We start from the raw sequence: 17,584 nt of genomic DNA, 5'->3' as shown, positions 1-17,584 counted from the left end.
CGTCACTGCCACAGACGCGAAGCCTACGAAGGCGGCGTTACCACGCGGAGCGTGGGAACGATCATGTTCGATGTCTCTGCACATTCCCCATTAGGAGCGTGGCTTGTCCCGCGATCTGCCGCGAAGCGGTAGTAAACCCAGGGTCCTCGGTGTGCATGACACAACCGAGGTGACCGGTTTTACTGCCAGTGCCCGGCAGATCGCGGGACAAGCCACGCTCCTACAACGCTTGGCCTTAGCCTTAAATCCCTGATCGTCCCCACGCTCTAGGTAGGCATGCATCCCTTGGCGCTTTGCGTCACTGCCACAGACGCGAAACATATGGGGGGAGGCGTTATCACGCGGAGCGTGGGAACGATCATGTTCGTTGCCTCTGCACATTCCTTGTAGGAGCGTGGGGATCACGATGAACGTATTCGCTGTTACACCAAATCCGCCAAATCCCGCGTATCGCGCAATTGCCAGACCCGCTCGATCAGCGCCTTGCCCTGCTCCACCGAGCGTGCGCCGGAGAACGCCAGCAGGCGTTGAACCTTGTCTTCCAGTTCGGGACGCGACAGCGTGTTGCCCGGATCGCCTTTGGGTTCATCGATGGCCGCAGTCAGGGTGCGACCATCGGTGGTGGTCACGATCACCCGCCCCAGCCAGCGCGACGGATAGGCGCCGTCCACTTCAGGGTCCAGCTCCATCGTCACCTTCTCGCGAAAGGCCGCGACGTCGGCATCGGTCAGCGCCAGATCGCGGAACTCGATCAACTGCGCGCTGCCATGCACCGCGATCAGGCCGAGCACGGCCCCCATGGAAAACTTCGCCTGATGCACGGTCTGCGGCACATCGACCCGTCCCAGCACGTCAATCGCGCCTTGGTGAACACGGGTGACGACCTTGGCGATCTGGTCATGGCGCAAGCCCTCGCGTTGCATCAGGTGCAATAGCGCATCGGCCGCCGGGTGGGTGTGACGGCATGAGGCGTGGAACTTGAACGAGGTTTCCACCAGGGCCCAGCGCGACCCAAGACGATCAGAGAGTTTGCTCGGATCACTGTCGGTGGACATGCCTGCCGCGAGCCCCTGATCGCCTTCCAGAATATTGCGGGCACCGGTCAGGCCGTCTTCGGTCAGGTAAGCCGCAAGCAGACCATCGGCAGCAGCCTTGGCGGTGTGCAGTTGTTTCGAATCGGCAGCATCACGCAAAAATTCCCACAACCCCGCGGCTTGAGTACCAGCGCTGCCCAGCAGGTTGATGAACTGCTCCTGACTGAAATTCAGCAGCTTGCCGACCGCCACTGCCGCAGCCAGGGTGCCGACTGTGGCCGTGGTGTGGAAGATGCGGTAATGCGAGCGGCCCATGAACTCGCCGATGCGAATCCCGGCCTCGTAGCCTGCGACGGAGGCCAGCAGCAGGTCCTTGCCCGATTTGCCTAAATCCTGCGCGGCCGCCAGCACAGCGGAAAACACCACCGTGGCCGGGTGCAGCACCGAGCTGTTGTGCAGATCGTCCTGCTCGACCAGGTGCGACGCGGCGCCGTTGACCAGCGCGGCAAAGTACGCCGAGGTGTCGCGGCCGCTGACAAGGATCTTCGATTTGCCGCTGGCCGGGCCCATGCGCTCGGCATAACGCTCGAAAATCGGGATTGGCCGCGCGCCTTTGCTCGCCAGCGCCGAACCGATCCAGTCCAGGAACAGGTCCTCGGTGCGGTCCAGCACTGCGCTGGGTATCTGCTCGTATGTCAGCTCGGCAACGAAGCCCGCCAACGCCTGGGTATGACTCATGTCGGTGTCCTCAGAAGCTGCGCGGCAGTTCGAGCAGGTGCTCGGCGACGTAGGAAAGAATCAGGTTGGTGGAGATCGGCGCGACCTGGTACAGACGGGTTTCGCGGAATTTGCGCTCCACGTCGTACTCATTGGCAAAGCCGAAACCGCCGTGAGTCTGCAAGCAGGCGTTAGCCGCTTCCCAGGACGCCTTGGCCGCCAGGTACTTGGCCATGTTCGCCGCCGCGCCAGCGTTCTTGCCGCTGTCGTATTCCTCGCAGGCGCGCCAGCGCATCAGGTCAGCCGCTTCGATTTCGATGTAGGCCTCGGCAATCGGGAACTGCACACCCTGGTTCTGCCCGATCGGACGCCCGAACACCACGCGGTCGCGGGCGTAGGCGGCGGATTTCTCAGTGAACCAGCGACCATCGCCGATGCACTCGGCAGCAATCAGCGTGCGCTCGGCATTCAGGCCATCGAGGATGTATTTAAAGCCCTTGCCCTCCTCGCCAATCAGGCTGTCGGCAGGCAGTTCGAGGTTGTCGAAAAACAGTTCGTTGGTTTCGTGATTGACCATATTGGCGATGGGCTGAACCGTCAGGCCCTTGCCGATGGCCTCACGCAGATCAACCAGAAAAATCGACATGCCTTCGGATTTTTTCTTCACCTCGGCCAACGGCGTGGTGCGCGCCAACAGGATCATCAGGTCCGAATGCTGAACCCGCGAGATCCACACCTTCTGCCCGTTGATTACATACTTGTCGCCCTGCTTGACGGCAGTGGTCTTGATCTTGGTCGTGTCGGTGCCCGTAGTCGGCTCGGTGACACCCATCGATTGCAGACGCAATTCGCCGCTGGCGAGCTTGGGCAGGTAGTAGCTTTTCTGCGCATCGCTGCCGTGACGCAGCAAGGTGAACATGTTGTACATCTGGCCGTGCACAGTGCCGGAGTTGCCGCCGCAAGCGTTGACCTCTTCGAGAATCACCGAAGCTTCGGCCAGGCCCAGCCCCGAGCCGCCGTATTCGGTCGGGATCATCGCCGACAGCCAGCCGGCCTCGGTCAGCGCCTTGACGAAGGCTTCCGGAAAGCCCTTCTCTTCGTCGATCTTGCGCCAGTACTCAGCCGGGAATTCCGCGCACAGGGCACGCACCCCTTCGCGGATGGCATTAAGGTCTTCGTCGTCGTATGGACTCATGGTCTTGGCTCACGTCTGGCAGCGGCCCGTGAGGTGCGGGCCTGGCTATATGAAGAAAGAAAACTCAGTCGAGGCAGGCTCATTCGAAACTGATTTCGGCGCTCTGCGCGAGACCGGCCTCGTTGCCCGCCCACAGCTGCGCCTTGCCCATTTCGAGAATGCGCCCCCCCACGCGAAAGGGCGTTGGCACATTCAAAGGACGCACGCCGCGATAGGCGAAGTGGCGCACGCGCTTCTCAGGGTTGGCGCGGATGAACGCGCGCAGGTTGAAGGTGGCGATCATGGGGCCATGGACTACCAATCCCGGATAGCCCTCGACTTCGGTGACATAGGGGTAGTCGTAGTGGATGCGGTGGCCATTGAAGGTCACGGCCGAGTAGCGAAACAGCAGGGTCGGGGTCGGCTCGATGGTTTCGCTCCAGTCGCCCTGCTCCGGGGCTTCGCCGCTGCTGAGCTTCGGCGGATTGGGCTCGCGGTAAACAATGTCCTGCTCTTCACGCACGCACAGTTCGCCGTTTTGCGAGTAGTCATGGCGCAGGGTGACGAACAGCAGCGAACCGGTGCGGCCATGCTTTTCTTCGATATTCAGGATGGTCGACAGGCGATGGGCGTCGGCACCGACTTTCAGCGGCTGGATGAACTCGACGCGTCCCCCGGCCCACATGCGGTTGCGATTGTCGGCAGGCGGCAAAAAGCCCCCGCGGGCAGGATGGCCGTCGGCCCCCAACTGGGATTCGAGCACCGGCTCCTGGAAAAAACACCATTGCCAAAGCGGCGACAGCGCGTCCCCAGCAGCGGGCACGGGTTCGCCAAACGTAGCGGCGATGCGCTTGATCAGGTTAGGGCTCAAGTGATCCTGAGCTTCTTCGGTTCGTCCGATCCAGGCACTGAAATCCACTGGCGAAGCTGAAGCACGCATAAGTGAGAACCCTCTGCATTTGTTGTTATGGGCAGAGCATGGGAGCACTGTGGCATTCTGTGAATTTGCATTTGCATATATCGGCGTTCAGGTATGCTGAACGCTCTTTGCAACGTCCGGACACAACCATGCACTTCGACCTGGCTGACTTGCGCCTCTTCATCCACATCGGTGAATCTCCCAGCCTGACTCAGGGTGCCCGCCGCGCCTTTCTCTCGCCCGCGGCCGCCAGCGCACGGATCAAGGCCCTGGAAAGTCAGCTCGATACGCGTCTGCTTTACCGCGACAGCCGAGGCGTCGAACTGACCCCCGCTGGAGAACGCCTGCTCAAACACGCCCGGCTGATCATGAGCCAGGTCGATTACCTGAAGGCCGAGTTCACCCGTTACGGGACCGATTCGGCAGGGCATATCCGCATCTTCGCTAACACCACGGCGGTGACCGAATTTCTGCCTGAAGTGCTGGCAGGCTTTCTGGCGCAGCGCCCCGGCGTGACGGTGGACCTGCAAGAACGGTTATCGCGGGATATCGTACGCGGCGTCCTCGATGGCAGTTCCGACATGGGAATCATCGCAGGTCCCGTCGAAGCAGCAGGCTTGCAGGTCATCCACTTCAGCACCGACCGCCTGGTGCTCACCGTGCCCAAAGGCCACGAACTGGCGGCGCAGACAAAAGTCACCTTGAAACAGACCCTGGCGTTCCAGCATATCGGTCTGCACGAAGGCAGCACCCTGCTGAGTTTCTTGCGCGACCATGTCGAGCGCCTGGGGCAGAAGCTTTCTTTACGGATTCAGGTGTCGAGCTTCGAAGCCATTTGCAGAATGGTCGAAGCGGGAGTGGGGATCGGCATCATTCCCGAGTCGGCCGCGCTGCGTCACAGCCGTACGATGAAGCTGGTGACCATCGAACTGGATGAGCCGTGGGCGGTGCGCGAGCGCAGCATTCTGGTGAGGGAGCTGGACGCCCTGCCGGGGGTGGTCAGGGCGTTGATTGCAGTGTTAATGCCGACGGAAGATGCATAGGTGCAGTGGCGCTCAGGCGGTTACAGATGATGAGGGTAAGCGCTTGTCTCAATTCGCCCTGCCCAAATACAAACAACCTGCAGTGCACTATAGGCTCCCGAAGTAGTCACGTAGCCGCTCAACGGTCGTATCTCGTTGGAGTCGCTGATACGGGTTATACGAATTGAATCGATATATAGCTTATCGTCGGCCTCTGCATCTGCGGCGAGTGTAATAAGCGCTGTCTCATTTTTCGCCACCAAGTTTGAGGTAAAGAGTGTCAATACTTCAGCGCTAGGTATCCAACAATCTATGTTCGGCGAGCAATTCTCCATCCCGCCACAGCACTGCTGCAGTATTGCCCGTATTACGCCCGGTGCCTGATGACGGGCCAGATGAGCACGAAAAAAGGCCCTTCATCTATAACAATTTTAAGAAATACATGAACGAGGAGTCCACGCGCCTGGGTTTCCGCGCGCATCTGGTCTTCACCATTTAACGTTAGCAGCGATCGCTTGAGATCAGATCCAGACATCATTTTGGGCAGTACGCTCGTGGGTCTCATCGCCTGTATTAATCACCCCGACGGGCTCGATCAGCATCAGCTTGACCTCATCTTTTGCATAGGGCTTGTGCTCGACCCCCTTGGGTACCACGTACAGCTCGCCGGCGTTCAACTCGACAAACCCATCGCGAAAATCGATGCGCAGGCAGCCCTCGATGACGATGAAGGTTTCGTCGGTGTCGACATGGGTGTGCCAGACAAAATCGCCTTCCAGGCGCGCGAGCTTGAATTGGTAGTCGTTCATTTGCGCGACGACCTTGGGTTGCCACTGTTCGGTGAACAGGCTGTATTTCTGAGCGAAATTGATGGGCTGGTGGGTGGGTCGCAATAGGGACATCAGGACGGCTCCTCAAGGTTGGGTAGCCATCAATGTAGAACCCTGGGCAGAGCCAGGTCTTGTACGTTATTGCACGTGTAGATAAATCGGCTATAGAAACGAGCTTGCTTACCAGGCGTCAGGCCAGACGCATTCCTGGTCTGCCACCTGCCAGGTTGATGATTCCCACGCTTCGCGTCCGCCCTCTGCGTGACGCGGAGCGTGGGGAACGATCATCGCTACGCATGACCTGCCCCGAGCATCCTCAGCCAGCGCCCGGGCGGGTAGCCAAAGGTCTTCACGAAATGCCGTGTCATGTGGCTTTGATCGGAAAAACCGGCCATTAACGACGCATCGCTCAGTGACACGCCAAGCGAGATCGAATGGCGAACCAGGTCCAGACGTCTCAAGGTGAGATAGCGGTGGGGGCTGGTACCGAACAGCGCACGGAAATCCCGAGACAGGCGCCAGCGGTCGGTATCGCTGGCCAGTTCCAGCGCTTCAAGGCTGACGCCCTGCTCCAGGCTCGCCATCAGCAGTTCGCGTACCCGCTCGGCCGACGCGTAGTCCACCGACTGTCGCCCTCTGCGCACCCCCGCGGCATCCTGCAGGGCGATGGCAATGTCGAACACCGCGTCGTCCATTTCCAGCGGGTCGAGCGAAGTCTGCAGATTCTCCAGCAGTACCTGAGTCGCCTTGAACAACCGCGGATCATTGGACACCCCGCCCTTGATGAATGGCAGCGGTTTGCCGCCCAGCACCTGCTGGATCAACGCAGGCTCCAGATAGAACATCCGGTAGCGAAAGCCCTCCTCGGTCCCTGCGTGACCGTCGTGGGGCTCGTCGGGGTGCAGGACCATGGTTTGGCCCGGCAGATTGTTGACCACCTGCTTGTCGTACTGGAAGCTCTGCACGCCCGAGAGCGTACGGCCAATGGCGTAGGTGTCATGACGATGCATCTCGAAGCCGTGCCCCTGGAAATAGGCTTCGATCCGCTCCATCTGCGGCAGGGGTTTGGCGCGTACCACCCAGTCCCGCGAAGAATGGGCGAGATGGGCCTCGCCGTTTGAATATTTGTCCATGGCCCTGCTCATGATCGACGTCATATGGAGCGACACTGATACCACTGGGCGTGGCGCTTGGGAATGCCCGCCTACCCGCCCTACCCGCCTGCCAAGTACCATCGACTGTCAGCGCGTTGCTATATATGCGAATATCGTCGACTTTCCTACAAGGGTTCGCGCACCGTTCCGGCGTCTTCGCCTGGGCTCGGGCAGCGGATTCACTGCCACTCTGATGGATCTGCCTTCATGAATTTCCTGCGCCGCGTGCTCCTCGATCGCCAGCTCAAACGAGCATTGGCCCGCAACAAATGCCGATTGGACAGCGGCATTCGGGGGCTGCGGCGCGATATGCAGCTGACGCTGGAGTACGGCGTCAAGCTGCATCAGGTCAAGATCAACTCCCGGCAGTTGAATATCGGCGCCTATACCGACATCGTCAGCGGCACCGAGCTGCAGAACGTCGCCCGTATTGGCCGTTACTGTTCCATCGCGCGCAACGTGACCATCGGCCAGAACCGCAAATCCCACCCGTTGGACTGGCTCAGCTCACACACGGCGCTGATGGGTCTGCGCCAGAGCCATGCGGGTATGGCCCAGGCGCCTGAAGAGATCAGGCAGACGGTGATTGGCCACGATGTGTGGATCGGCATGGATGTGCTGATTCTTGAAGGCATCAGCATCGGCACCGGTGCAGTGATCGGCGCGCAATCATTGATTGCCCGGGATGTGCCGCCCTACGCAATCGTGGTCGGCTCGCCGGCCAAGGTGCAGCGTTACCGCTTCGATCCGCAGACCATCGAGGGCCTGCTGGCCAGCCAGTGGTGGAACCTCACCCCGCACCAACTGGCAGAGCTGCCGATTGAGGACCCGCTGAAACTGCTCGAAGCGCTTAAAGGCTTCGTCGTACCGGACAGCCAGCCGGGCGAGGTGGTGGTGCACAGCAAGCCGTTTTCGGTCGAGCATCACCCGGCGCATTGAAGGGCTTGCTGCCGCAGCACGGCCAGGCGGCGTTCAGCCGGCCGGCGATGGCCTGTTCAAACCGCTCGCCGGACTGCGACCGGAGCGGTTGTCCTAGCCCGACTGTTTGCCGGTCGAGGGCCGTTCATTGACTGCATGCACTGGCGGTGCTTTCTCGTTGAGCAACGCCTGAATCGCTTGGCTGTAGGCCTCTCGTCCCAGGTTCATGCTGTTGTTGTGATTGGCCCCCGGCACCATCAGCAGGTTCTTCGGCGCCTGCGCGGCCTGAAACAGCGCTTCACTGAACTGCGGCGAGACGAACTGATCGGCGCTGCCGTGCACGATCAGCAGTGGCATGTGAATGTCAGCGATCTTGTCGATGGAATCGAATTTCTGCGACACCAGCCAGCGCACGGGAAGCGAGGTGCGGGTGCTGGCCACCGATGAGGCGACATCGGCGAGGTTAGTGAAGGTCGACTCGATGATCAGCCCCCGCGCTTGAATCGGCTCATTGCCTTTCTGCGCATCGCGCCCTAGCTGTGCGGCCAGGTCCACCGCCACCGCGCCACCGAGTGAGTGACCATAGATCAAGCGTTTGCGCGGATCTGGCTGCAACTGCGTCAAGCGTTCCCAGGCAATGCGGGCGTCTTCGTAGACCGAGGATTCAGAGGGCAACTGTCCCTTGCTTTCTCCAAAGCCGCGGTAATCGATGGCCAGCACCGAAAAGCCCAGCGCGTGCAGCTGTTCGATGCGAAAGAATTGCCCGGTGAGGTTCCAGCGCGAGCCGTGCAGGTAAAGGATCGCGGGGGCGTCTTTCTTTTCAGCCAGCCACCACCACGCATGGATGTTTTGCGCGACGCCGAATGATGGAGCCTTGAGCTGCAGATTCTGCACATCGGCGGGGATACCGTGATACCAACTGGCGGTGCCGGGTTCGATCATGAACACCAGCTCGCGCTCCTTGTGTTGCAACGCCGCGCAACCGACCGGCAGGCCGACGACGATCAGCAGCATGCACAGCCAGAAAAACCAGCGAGCCTTGAAGTGCGCCAGGGAACGTTGCGGCATGGGGTCGATCCGGTGTGGGGGATGAATACACCGGCAGTTTGCCATTGATTAGGTAGAGAGGTCAGTGCCGTTTGCCGGACGGGAGGGTTGCATTAGACCCTGTGGGGGCTAGCTTGCTGGCGAAAGCGGTGGATCAGCCGCACATACCTCGACTGACATACCGCATTCGCTGCCGTCGTAACCTGCGGCGTCTCCCACACGTATCGCGGTTATTCAGATCCACGGCGTGCAGTTCACGTCGGGCAGGGGGAAATCACTCAGTAACCCGAACCGGATGCTTCGGCGCCGCTGATGATGGCAATGCCGGAGCTGGTGCCCAGACGCGTGGCGCCCGCTTCGATCATGGCCACTGCGGTGGCATAGTCGCGCACGCCGCCAGACGCTTTGACACCGATGTCTGCGCCGACCACCTTGCGCATCAGCGCAACGTCTTCCAGGGTCGCGCCGCTGCGGCTGAAACCGGTAGAAGTTTTGACGAAGGCCACATTCAGCTCGCGGCAGATCTGGCAGGCAGCCGTCTTCTGCGCGTCATCGAGCAAGCAGGTTTCCAGAATCACTTTCAGCGGCACCGCGCCACAAGCCTGTCTGACTGCCGCAATGTCGTCGCGCACTTCATCCAGGAGCCCGTCCTTGAGCGCACCGATGTTGAGCACCATGTCGATCTCGCCCGCGCCTGCAACAATGGCTTGCCTGGCTTCGAACGCTTTGGTGTCGCTCAGGCCGGCGCCCAACGGAAACCCGACTACGGCACAGACTTTCACCGCCTGCCCGACCAGCAACGAGGCGGCGTACGGCACCTGGCCGGAGTTCACGCACACCGAATAGAATCCATGTGCCTGCGCTTCGCGGCACAGGGTCGCGATCTGCTCGCGGGAGGCATCGGCGGCCAGCAGAGTGTGGTCGATATACTGCGCGAGTGCTGCGGGTTCAATCTTCATCGGAGGCCTTCTTTTTTCGTTAGTGAGTCGTTAGTGAGTCATGAGTGAGTCATTAGAGAGCGGATCAGTCGTTGACGACTCTTGGGCGGTGATGCGCAACAAGCTTTATGCTGCCAACCCGTGGGTAATATATTCTGTTATTTATATAACAGTAAATGTTATTTTTTTACCATATTTAATCGATAGCCGGAATGCCTGTGGACAGTAAAAAATCCGATCGCATCAAATTGATCCAGCAAGCCCTTCAGGACCAGAAAGCCATTCACCTGCGTGAAATGGCGGCGCTGCTGGATGTCTCGGAGATGACCCTGCGTCGCGACCTGGGTCGGCACCCGGAGAAGTTTCAGTTGCTCGGTGGACACATCACTCTGGCGTTCGACCCCGCCGAGGCCAGCGAATACAAGGTCAGTGAGCAAGGCACCCGCCACGTCGAAGAGAAACGCCGCATCGGCAAACTGGCCGCCGCGTTCATCCAACCGGGCGACACGGTGTTTTTCGATTGCGGCACTACCCTGCCGTTCGTCATCGATTTCATTCCCGATGAGCTTGAGTTCACCGCGGTGTGTAACTCGCTCAATGTCCTGCTCAAACTGCAGCACAAGCCCAATTGCCAGATCGTGCTGTGCGGCGGCAGTTTCCATCGCAAGAACCAGGTGTTCGAGCACCACAGCGAAGCCAGCATTCTGGATGGCATCCGCTTGACCTGGGCGTTCGTGTCGGCGGCCGGTGTCAGCGACGAATTCGGCGTGACCTGCTTCAACTTCAACGAGGTCGAGGTCAAGCAGAAGGTCTTGCGTCAGGCGCGGCATTGCATGTTGCTGGCCGACCATTCGAAATTCGATGCGGTGCGCACCGCGCATTTCGCGACCCTCGAGCAGTTCCACGTGGTGGTCACCGATAAAAAAGTGCCAAAACCGTATCGCGACCTGATTCAGGGGTATGGGGCGCAGTTGGTAGTGTGATCAGTCGCCAGCGTCAGGTCAGACACTGGCCCTGTAGCCGCCCGGCTTAGTGACGGTGGCGTTCTTATGATCGCGCCGCCGGTAAACCGGACGGCTACAGGGACCGAGTGCAACGCGACGGTCGCGTCGAATGTCTAGCGTGATCGTCAGTGTTTCAAAGCGTTTTCAAGTTGCAGCACTTCCGTAGCCGCCAGGTAGCCCGTGGTCACACTGAACGAAGCATCCTGCCCCGCGTCCAGTACCCGCACATTGCCCTTGGCCTTTTCCGCCAGATAGCCCTCCGGCTCGCAGGTCGCGGGCAGGACGAATGCCGCCACTTGCTGATCGGCGTTGTGCAGGATCCAGCGCGCGGCGTGTTCGAACTGCACAGGCTTATAGCGGGTGTAGAACGCCGCACCCTCAGGGTGCTTGAGCAGGAAATGCGCATCGCCATTCGCATCGGCCTTCACGCCATCGAAAAAGCACACGATCTCAGGGTCGTACAGCTCGGGTGTATCGAGGGTCTGCAGGCGCGAGGCGTCTTCCGTCAGCTCGGTGATGTACGCCGACCACGCAGGCGTTGGCTTCACATGGGCCGGCACGCTGCTGCGCACCCGTGTGCGTTCGACACCCAAAGGCTCGTCGAAACGGCCGTTCGCCACGTAGGCGTAGTTCATGTGTGCCATGTACATCAGCTCCATCGGCTTGCCGGCCAGGTTGCGCACGTCCATGCCGACGTCGAACAGCGCCGAGCCTGCGCGCAGGGTTACCCGAGGGCGGGCGCGGTAGTGATCGCCAAAGCCCATCACGTATTCATACTCGCCGCCAACCCGCAGAAAATTGCCCGCCTCGTCCTCGCCGACTTCCAGCCAGGCGCTGTCCATCGGTGCGCAGGGCATCTCGCCGTGCAAGGCGTGATCGTCTTCAGGCGTCGGGCAGCCGTTGCGCAGGATGCCGCTGTGGAACATGAAACAGCCATAGGTGCCGATCACGGTCGGACTCGGACGCGGCTGCTCGAACATGTTGCGCATGGTCAGGTCGCAGCCGTCGAACACTGCCGACCAGACCATCTGCCCCTGATACGGCAGCACCACCACTCGGCCACGCGTGTTCTCCAGCGCCAGCGCCTTCACCCCGCTGGGGTAGGTCCAGGCCAGCACACGAAAGTCAGCGGATTCCAGCAGGGTCTTTTCACCACCCGCGAACAGCTCGGCAAACAAGGCAATAGTCGTGGTCATGATGCGGTCACCGCGCCCACCGGCGCCGTCTCGCTGCGCGGATCACGCATGCATTTGATGGCGTAGGCGACGATCACCACAAAGCACAGCAGCGGGACCACGTAGGCGATCTGCATGTTGCCGTGGGTGGCGTCGGACAGCAGGCCCTGGAAGATTGGCATCACGCCGCCACCGACGATGCTCATCACCAGCAACGAGCCGCCGACACCGGTGTCCTCGCCCAGGCCATCGATGGTCAATCCATAAATGGTCGGCCAGCACGGACCAAGGAAAATGCTCACGCCCACCGCCGCGTATACCGCACTGATGTTCGGCACCAGGATGGTGTAGGCCAGCAGCACGATGGTCAGCACACCGTAGATGGCCAGCACCTTGGCCGGGTGCAGTTTGCGCATCAGCAGGTTGGCGATCATCTTGCCGACGAAGTACGCAGCAAAGGTGGTCAGCAGGAACCACGAGGCGCTGCGCTCATTCATGCCGCCCATTTGCATGGCCAGGCGAATGGTGAAACTCCACACCCCTACTTGCGCCCCGACATACAGGAATTGCGCCAGCACGCCAAACGTGAAGCGCGGGTTGCGCCACAGCCGCGAAAGGCTCTGGCCGATGCTGCTCTTCTTGACGTTGTTCTGCAGGGTGCCTTTGCAGGCCGGAAACCTGGTGAAAGCGATCAGCACGAACATCAGGATCAATACCGCGATCATCCATTTGTACGGCAGCAGGGTCGACTGGATCATCTGCAACTGCTGGACTGCCGCGTCGGAGGCGCTCATTTGAGTCAGTTGTTCGCGCGTGGCGTCGGTGTCCTTGAACATCACGAAGCTGCCGACGTACACCCCGGCCATGGCGCCAAACGGGTGGAAGGTCTGCGAAATGTTCAGGCGACGAGTACCTGTTTCACGCGGGCCCATCAGCGTTGAGTAGGTATTACAGGCGGTTTCCAGGAACGACAGGCCGGCGGCGATGACGAATAGCGCCATCAGGAACATGCCGTACTTGGCCATCGAGGCGGCCGGGAAGAACAGCGAGCAGCCCCCCATGTACAGCAACAGGCCAATGAGGATGGTGGTTTTGTAGCTGAAATGCCGCACGACCATGGCCGCCGGAATAGCCACGAAGAAGTAGCCCAGATAGAACGCCGACTGCACGAACGCAGTCTGGAAATCGCTGAGCAGGAAGGCTTTCTTGAAGTGCGCGATGAGCACGTCATTCATGCTCGCCGCTGCCGCCCACAGCGCAAAGCAACAGCACAGCAGCAGGAAGGCGAACCAGGGTGTGCGGTTCAGGTAGAACCCGTCCGGGGATTGTTGCAGCGCGGGCTTTGTCATTGTTGTTCTCCGTGAAGTACAGGAAATACCCCGCCCCGCCGGCCTTGCGACCGGCAAAGGTGCGGCAGCGCTTGATTGACTAAAGGGTGTCGAGGAATTGCCCGAACGTGGCAGCGTCCGGATAGGAACTCTGGGTGCCGAGCCCGGTGACCGAGCAGGCCGAATACGCAACGGCCTGAGTCATGGCGCGGCGTATGTCGCCATCCTGGCTCCAGTGATGGGCGAAGCAACCAATGAAGGCATCGCCCGCGCCAGTGGTGTCGCGGGCGTTGACCTTGATGCCCTCGATGCGGAACTCGCCCTCTTCACCGACGTACAGCGCGCCCTTCTCACCCAAGGTCACGATGACGTGGCGAATGCCGTCCTGCACCAGTTGCAAGGCGGCCGTGCGGGCCGATTCCAGCGAGTCAACGACGCGCCCGGTGATCAGCGCCAGCTCGCTTTCGTTAGGGATGAAGAAGTCCAGTTGCAACAGGTGCTCGCGGCTCAGGCCCTTGACCGCAGGCGCCGGATTAAGCAGCACGGGAATGCCGTTGGCCTTGGCGAATTCGATGGCGTGGTAAACGGTCTCCAACTCGATTTCCAGCTGCAGGACGATCAGCTTGCAATCGCGCAAGGCGGCCTGAGCGGCGTCGATGTCGGCAGGCATGAGGTGGGCATTGGCGCCTTTGACGATGAGAATGCTGTTGTGCGAGTCGCTCTGCACGAAGATCGGCGCCACACCGCTGGACACGCCAGGCACCCGTTGCACGAATTGCGCGTCGATGCCAAAACGCTGGAAGTTGGCCAGGGTGTTGTCAGCAAACATGTCGTCCCCGACCTTGCTCAGCATGAGCACATCAGCGCCGAGCTTGGCCGCCGCGATGGCTTGATTGGCGCCCTTGCCGCCGCAGCCCATGGCGAAGTTCGGCGCTTCGAGGGTTTCACCCTGGGCCGGCATCCGGTCGATGTAGGTGATCAAATCCACCATATTGCTGCCGATGACTGCGATTTTGTTCATGTGTGTCATTACCTTATCTACACCACAGCAGGCACTGGGCGTCACTATTTTTGTTATTTAAATAACATTTGTTGTGACTATTCAACCTGTATTTTGTGGGGCTGTTGTATGCCGCTCATAAAAAAGGGTCAAACATCACTGCCTGACCCTTTGAAAGCGTTGATCCAGAGGGCTCCGGGTTGCCGAGGAATACTGACAGCCGGTAGTCGCAATCGTTTGCGTTAGGCGGTTTTCAGCCGCCCGAAAACCTGCATCTGCTCGCTTGGAGGTTACGCGACCTCTGTCGCAGTCTGGCTTGCGTGAGGTGGCGTTACTGAGGTCGACGCCACCGGCAAGCCGGACTGCCGCAACAGCTTCTCAACCAGGCGCGGGCGCTACATCAGCACATACAGCAGCACGATATTGGCCACCAGCATCGCCAGCGCCGTAGGGATCTGCGCCTTGATCACCGCGTATTTATCCGGCAGCTCCAGCAACGCGGCGGGAATGATGTTGTAGTTCGCCGCCATGGGTGTCATCAGCGTGCCGCAGTAACCGGAGAACATGCCGATGGCGGCCATGACCGCAGGGTCGGCACCATATACACCCACCAGCACCGGTACGCCGATGCCGCCCGTAATCACCGGGAACGCCGCGAACCCATTGCCCATGACAACCGTGAACAGTGCCATGCCGAGCACGTAGACCATCACCGCGACCAGACGCACGTCCAGGTTGATATACGCTGTCGCCAGATGCGCCACAGCCTTGCCCACGCCCGCGTCATTGAACATCAAGCCCAGCATCGCCAACATCTGCGGCAATACCAGCGCCCAACCCAGCGCTTCGGTCAGGCGCCGTGACTCGCGCATGGCCTGCACCGGGGTGTCGCGGGTCAAGCAGCACGCCAGCGCCAATGCGACCAGGCTGCCGATCCCCAGGGAGACGAAGGTGCTGTTGGCCGGATCAAGCAGAAATACATCGCCGAAGCGGATGTTTTTCAGCACCAGGGCGCCGAATACCGTCACCAGCGGTATCGCCAGCGCCGGGATGAACAGCGTGTTCTTCAAGCGTGCGGCGCTTGCTCGCCGGGCCTTGTCCGGCAGGCTATCGTGCTGACCGAAGCCCACCCCGCCAAAACCTGCGATCAGCGCCATCACCAGCACACCGACACCCACCCAGACCGGCGGCATCCGCTCACCGGCCAGAAACGCCACGGCAAACAGGCCCCAGAACAACCCGGTGGTCCAGCGTTTGGGGTTGCTGCGGTCGGTGACGGTCATGTACGCAGTGATCGCCAGGATCACCCCGGCCAGCCAGTACAGGTATTGAATGGACAGGATCATGACGTGGCCTTCGGGGTTGCCGGGGAGGTGCGCGGCAGTGCCTGCAGTTCACGGTTCAAGCGTTGGTCGAATCGATACAGGCGAATGGCATGGATCACGAAAGCGCAGAGGGCGGTGGGGATGCCCCAGACCGCGATGTGCATCGGCTCGACATTGATGCCGGCCCCCAGAAGGAAGGTGTGCATCAAGGCGATCGCGCCAAAGGCCACGAAGATGTCTTCACCAAAGAACAGCCCGACGTTGTCGGTCGCTGCGCACAATGCCAGCAGCTTGATGCGCAGGGCTTGCGGTAACTTGCCAAACCTCGATTCGGCAGCGCCCTCGGCCATCGGCGCGAGCAGAGGGCGAACCATCTGCGGGTGTCCACCCAGGCTGGTCAGGCCCAGGGCCGCGGTGGCTTCGCGCACGAACAGGTAGGCGATCAACAGACGCCCGGCGGTGGCGCTGGTGAATCGCGCGATCCAGTTCTGCGCATGCAGCCGCAGACCATGGCGTTCCAGTAGGCCGATGACCGCCAGCGGCAGCAGGATGATCAGCGGCAAGGTCCGGGTTTTGATGAAGCCGCTGCCGATGGTCGCCAGTATTGTTTCCAGCGACATGCTGGCGGCAAGTCCTGTGGCCAGCGCAGCGACGGCGACCACCAGCAGCGGGTTGCAACGCAGGACAAAGCCCAGAACGATGACCAGCACCCCCAGCAGCGGCCAGAGATTGGTAGCGGTTTGCATGATTGAAATCTCTTTGTTATTCGAATACGCCGCTCCAGTGGATACCGGGGAAACAGCGCGGCTTGCCAACTGTCGCGATCAGCAGCACGACACCGTTCAAAAGTCATCTTTGGGCAGGTCGGGTGCGGCGTCCAGCGGGAAAAAACCGCTATGCCCGATAAAAATTTCTGTTCGGGAGCTGGCATGTAACCTGCTGCCTGAGTGGCAGATCTGACTGAACCCTTCATGCCGACGACGTATTGCACAGGCTTTTGCAACCCGTGGTCCTCCCTCAATCGTTCAAGGAAATCGCTCGGTGAATCTCAAGTTTCTGGAAACCTTCGTCTGGGTCGCACGGCTGAAAAGCTTTCGCCTCACGGCCGAGAAACTGTTCAGCACACAGGCGTCCATCTCCAGCCGCATCGCCGCCCTGGAGGACGAGATGGGCGTGCGCCTGTTCGTGCGCGATTCCAAGGGCGTTTCGCTGACCAGCGAGGGCTTGCGGGTGATGGAATACGCCGAATGCATTCTGGACACGATGCAAAACATGAAAGCGGCGATCAAAGATCCGAACCAGGTGCGTGGCCGGATCCGCATCGGGGCCATGGATACGGTGATACACACCTGGCTCAGTCCGTTGGTAACACGGTTGATGAAGTGTTACCCGAACCTGGAGATCGAGTTGACCGCAGAGACCGCGAGCAACCTGTGTACGCAGCTGGAAAAAGGCTATCAGGACATCATCTTTCAGACCGACGTGCTGCGTTTCGATACGGTGCGCAATGCCGTGCTCACACGGTATCCGTTGCACTGGGTGGTGCCCACCGGCTCCGATTTCGACCGCCCGCGGATGACGCTCGAAGACATCGCCCAGCAGCGCATCGTCACCTTCTCACGCAACTCGCGGCCGCATCAGGACATCCTTAACATGTTGCACACGGCTAACATCGTCACTCCGCGCATCAACTGCGTGAACTCGGCCTCGGCCATCACCCGGCTGGTGCGCGACGGCTTCGGCATTGGCGCATTGCCGGTCACCTTGGTGCGCGGGGAGCTGGCTCAAGGCGTGCTGACGCTGATCGAAAACGTACCGCTGCCGCCGGTGATGGACATCGTCGCCAGTTGGCGCACGGGCGCAGGGATGGAGCTGGTGGAGGATATCGTCGGGCTGACGCGAGAAGTGGTCGGTGAGTATGCGCGGGAGATGCCGCAAGGGTTTGTGCTGGATGCCCTTGCAGACTGATCCACCGCCGAACCTTGGAGGCTGGTCTGGG

General features: G+C 60.5%; 16 protein-coding genes. 4 read left to right on the top strand and 12 right to left on the bottom strand.

Features of this window, described 5'->3' with window-relative positions; translation table 11 throughout:
- Positions 1 to 422 precede the first annotated feature (422 nt).
- The 3 genes from B3I26_RS02650 to B3I26_RS02640 form a co-directional block, all read right to left on the bottom strand.
- The gene (locus tag B3I26_RS02650) at positions 423 to 1,772 is read right to left on the bottom strand and encodes an MmgE/PrpD family protein (RefSeq protein WP_296254832.1); all 1,350 of its coding nucleotides are present in this window, start codon (positions 1,770 to 1,772) and stop codon (positions 423 to 425) included.
- A 10-nt stretch (positions 1,773 to 1,782) separates the two neighbouring features.
- Positions 1,783 to 2,946, bottom strand: coding sequence for an acyl-CoA dehydrogenase family protein (locus B3I26_RS02645; protein WP_296254831.1), 1,164 nt, complete (start codon positions 2,944 to 2,946; stop codon positions 1,783 to 1,785).
- A 79-nt stretch (positions 2,947 to 3,025) separates the two neighbouring features.
- Complete coding sequence (locus B3I26_RS02640; RefSeq protein ID WP_296254829.1) at positions 3,026 to 3,865, bottom strand: FAS1-like dehydratase domain-containing protein; 840 nt, start codon at positions 3,863 to 3,865, stop codon at positions 3,026 to 3,028.
- Between the two features lie 128 nt (positions 3,866 to 3,993).
- On the opposite strand from B3I26_RS02640, the gene B3I26_RS02635 reads away from it, so the two are divergent.
- Entirely contained in the window at positions 3,994 to 4,887 is an 894-nt protein-coding gene (locus B3I26_RS02635; protein ID WP_296254827.1) for a LysR family transcriptional regulator, read from the top strand.
- Between the two features lie 500 nt (positions 4,888 to 5,387).
- On the opposite strand, the gene B3I26_RS02630 is transcribed toward B3I26_RS02635, so the two are convergent.
- Entirely contained in the window at positions 5,388 to 5,768 is a 381-nt protein-coding gene (locus B3I26_RS02630) for a cupin domain-containing protein (protein WP_296254826.1), read from the bottom strand.
- A 218-nt stretch (positions 5,769 to 5,986) separates the two neighbouring features.
- Entirely contained in the window at positions 5,987 to 6,829 is an 843-nt protein-coding gene (locus B3I26_RS02625) for an AraC family transcriptional regulator (protein WP_409522061.1), read from the bottom strand.
- A gap of 228 nt (positions 6,830 to 7,057) precedes the next feature.
- Here B3I26_RS02625 and B3I26_RS02620 point away from each other — a divergent pair, with 228 nt between their 5' ends.
- Entirely contained in the window at positions 7,058 to 7,789 is a 732-nt protein-coding gene (locus B3I26_RS02620) for a CatB-related O-acetyltransferase (RefSeq protein ID WP_296254824.1), read from the top strand.
- 93 nt (positions 7,790 to 7,882) lie between these two features.
- Here B3I26_RS02620 and B3I26_RS02615 read toward each other — a convergent pair whose 3' ends face one another.
- Together B3I26_RS02615 and deoC are read right to left on the bottom strand one after the other, a co-directional pair.
- On the bottom strand, positions 7,883 to 8,836 hold the full coding sequence (locus tag B3I26_RS02615; RefSeq protein ID WP_296254822.1) for an alpha/beta hydrolase: 954 nt from the start codon (positions 8,834 to 8,836) through the stop codon (positions 7,883 to 7,885).
- A gap of 257 nt (positions 8,837 to 9,093) precedes the next feature.
- The gene (gene deoC / locus B3I26_RS02610; protein WP_296254820.1) at positions 9,094 to 9,774 is read right to left on the bottom strand and encodes a deoxyribose-phosphate aldolase; all 681 of its coding nucleotides are present in this window, start codon (positions 9,772 to 9,774) and stop codon (positions 9,094 to 9,096) included.
- Positions 9,775 to 9,965: 191 nt separating this feature from the next.
- Here deoC and deoR point away from each other — a divergent pair, with 191 nt between their 5' ends.
- Positions 9,966 to 10,736 carry a DNA-binding transcriptional repressor DeoR gene (gene deoR, locus B3I26_RS02605; RefSeq protein ID WP_296254818.1) on the top strand — a complete coding sequence of 257 codons (771 nt, stop codon included), beginning with the start codon at positions 9,966 to 9,968 and terminating at the stop codon, positions 10,734 to 10,736.
- 146 nt (positions 10,737 to 10,882) lie between these two features.
- On the opposite strand, the gene B3I26_RS02600 is transcribed toward deoR, so the two are convergent.
- The 5 genes from B3I26_RS02600 to B3I26_RS02580 form a co-directional block, all read right to left on the bottom strand.
- A complete protein-coding gene (locus tag B3I26_RS02600; protein WP_296254816.1) occupies positions 10,883 to 11,953 on the bottom strand; it encodes an aldose 1-epimerase family protein in 1,071 nt (356 codons plus the stop codon).
- Positions 11,950 to 13,281, bottom strand: coding sequence for an L-fucose:H+ symporter permease (gene fucP / locus B3I26_RS02595; RefSeq protein ID WP_296254814.1), 1,332 nt, complete (start codon positions 13,279 to 13,281; stop codon positions 11,950 to 11,952). The genes B3I26_RS02600 and fucP overlap by 4 nt, the downstream gene beginning before the upstream one ends.
- Positions 13,282 to 13,360: 79 nt before the next feature.
- Complete coding sequence (rbsK, locus tag B3I26_RS02590) at positions 13,361 to 14,281, bottom strand: ribokinase (protein WP_296254813.1); 921 nt, start codon at positions 14,279 to 14,281, stop codon at positions 13,361 to 13,363.
- A 374-nt stretch (positions 14,282 to 14,655) separates the two neighbouring features.
- The gene (locus tag B3I26_RS02585; RefSeq protein ID WP_296254811.1) at positions 14,656 to 15,606 is read right to left on the bottom strand and encodes a DUF979 domain-containing protein; all 951 of its coding nucleotides are present in this window, start codon (positions 15,604 to 15,606) and stop codon (positions 14,656 to 14,658) included.
- Positions 15,603 to 16,331 (bottom strand): DUF969 domain-containing protein, encoded by a 729-nt coding sequence (locus B3I26_RS02580; RefSeq protein WP_296254809.1) that lies wholly within the window; start codon positions 16,329 to 16,331, stop codon positions 15,603 to 15,605. The genes B3I26_RS02585 and B3I26_RS02580 overlap by 4 nt, the downstream gene beginning before the upstream one ends.
- A gap of 295 nt (positions 16,332 to 16,626) precedes the next feature.
- Here B3I26_RS02580 and B3I26_RS02575 point away from each other — a divergent pair, with 295 nt between their 5' ends.
- A complete protein-coding gene (locus B3I26_RS02575; protein WP_296254807.1) occupies positions 16,627 to 17,553 on the top strand; it encodes a LysR family transcriptional regulator in 927 nt (308 codons plus the stop codon).
- Positions 17,554 to 17,584 lie beyond the last annotated feature (31 nt).

This window comes from Pseudomonas sp. UBA5706 (genome assembly GCF_002419965.1).
Lineage (GTDB): Bacteria > Pseudomonadota > Gammaproteobacteria > Pseudomonadales > Pseudomonadaceae > Aquipseudomonas.
Note: the sequence above shows the minus strand (reverse complement) of the source record. Positions and strands in the feature narration are given on the sequence as shown.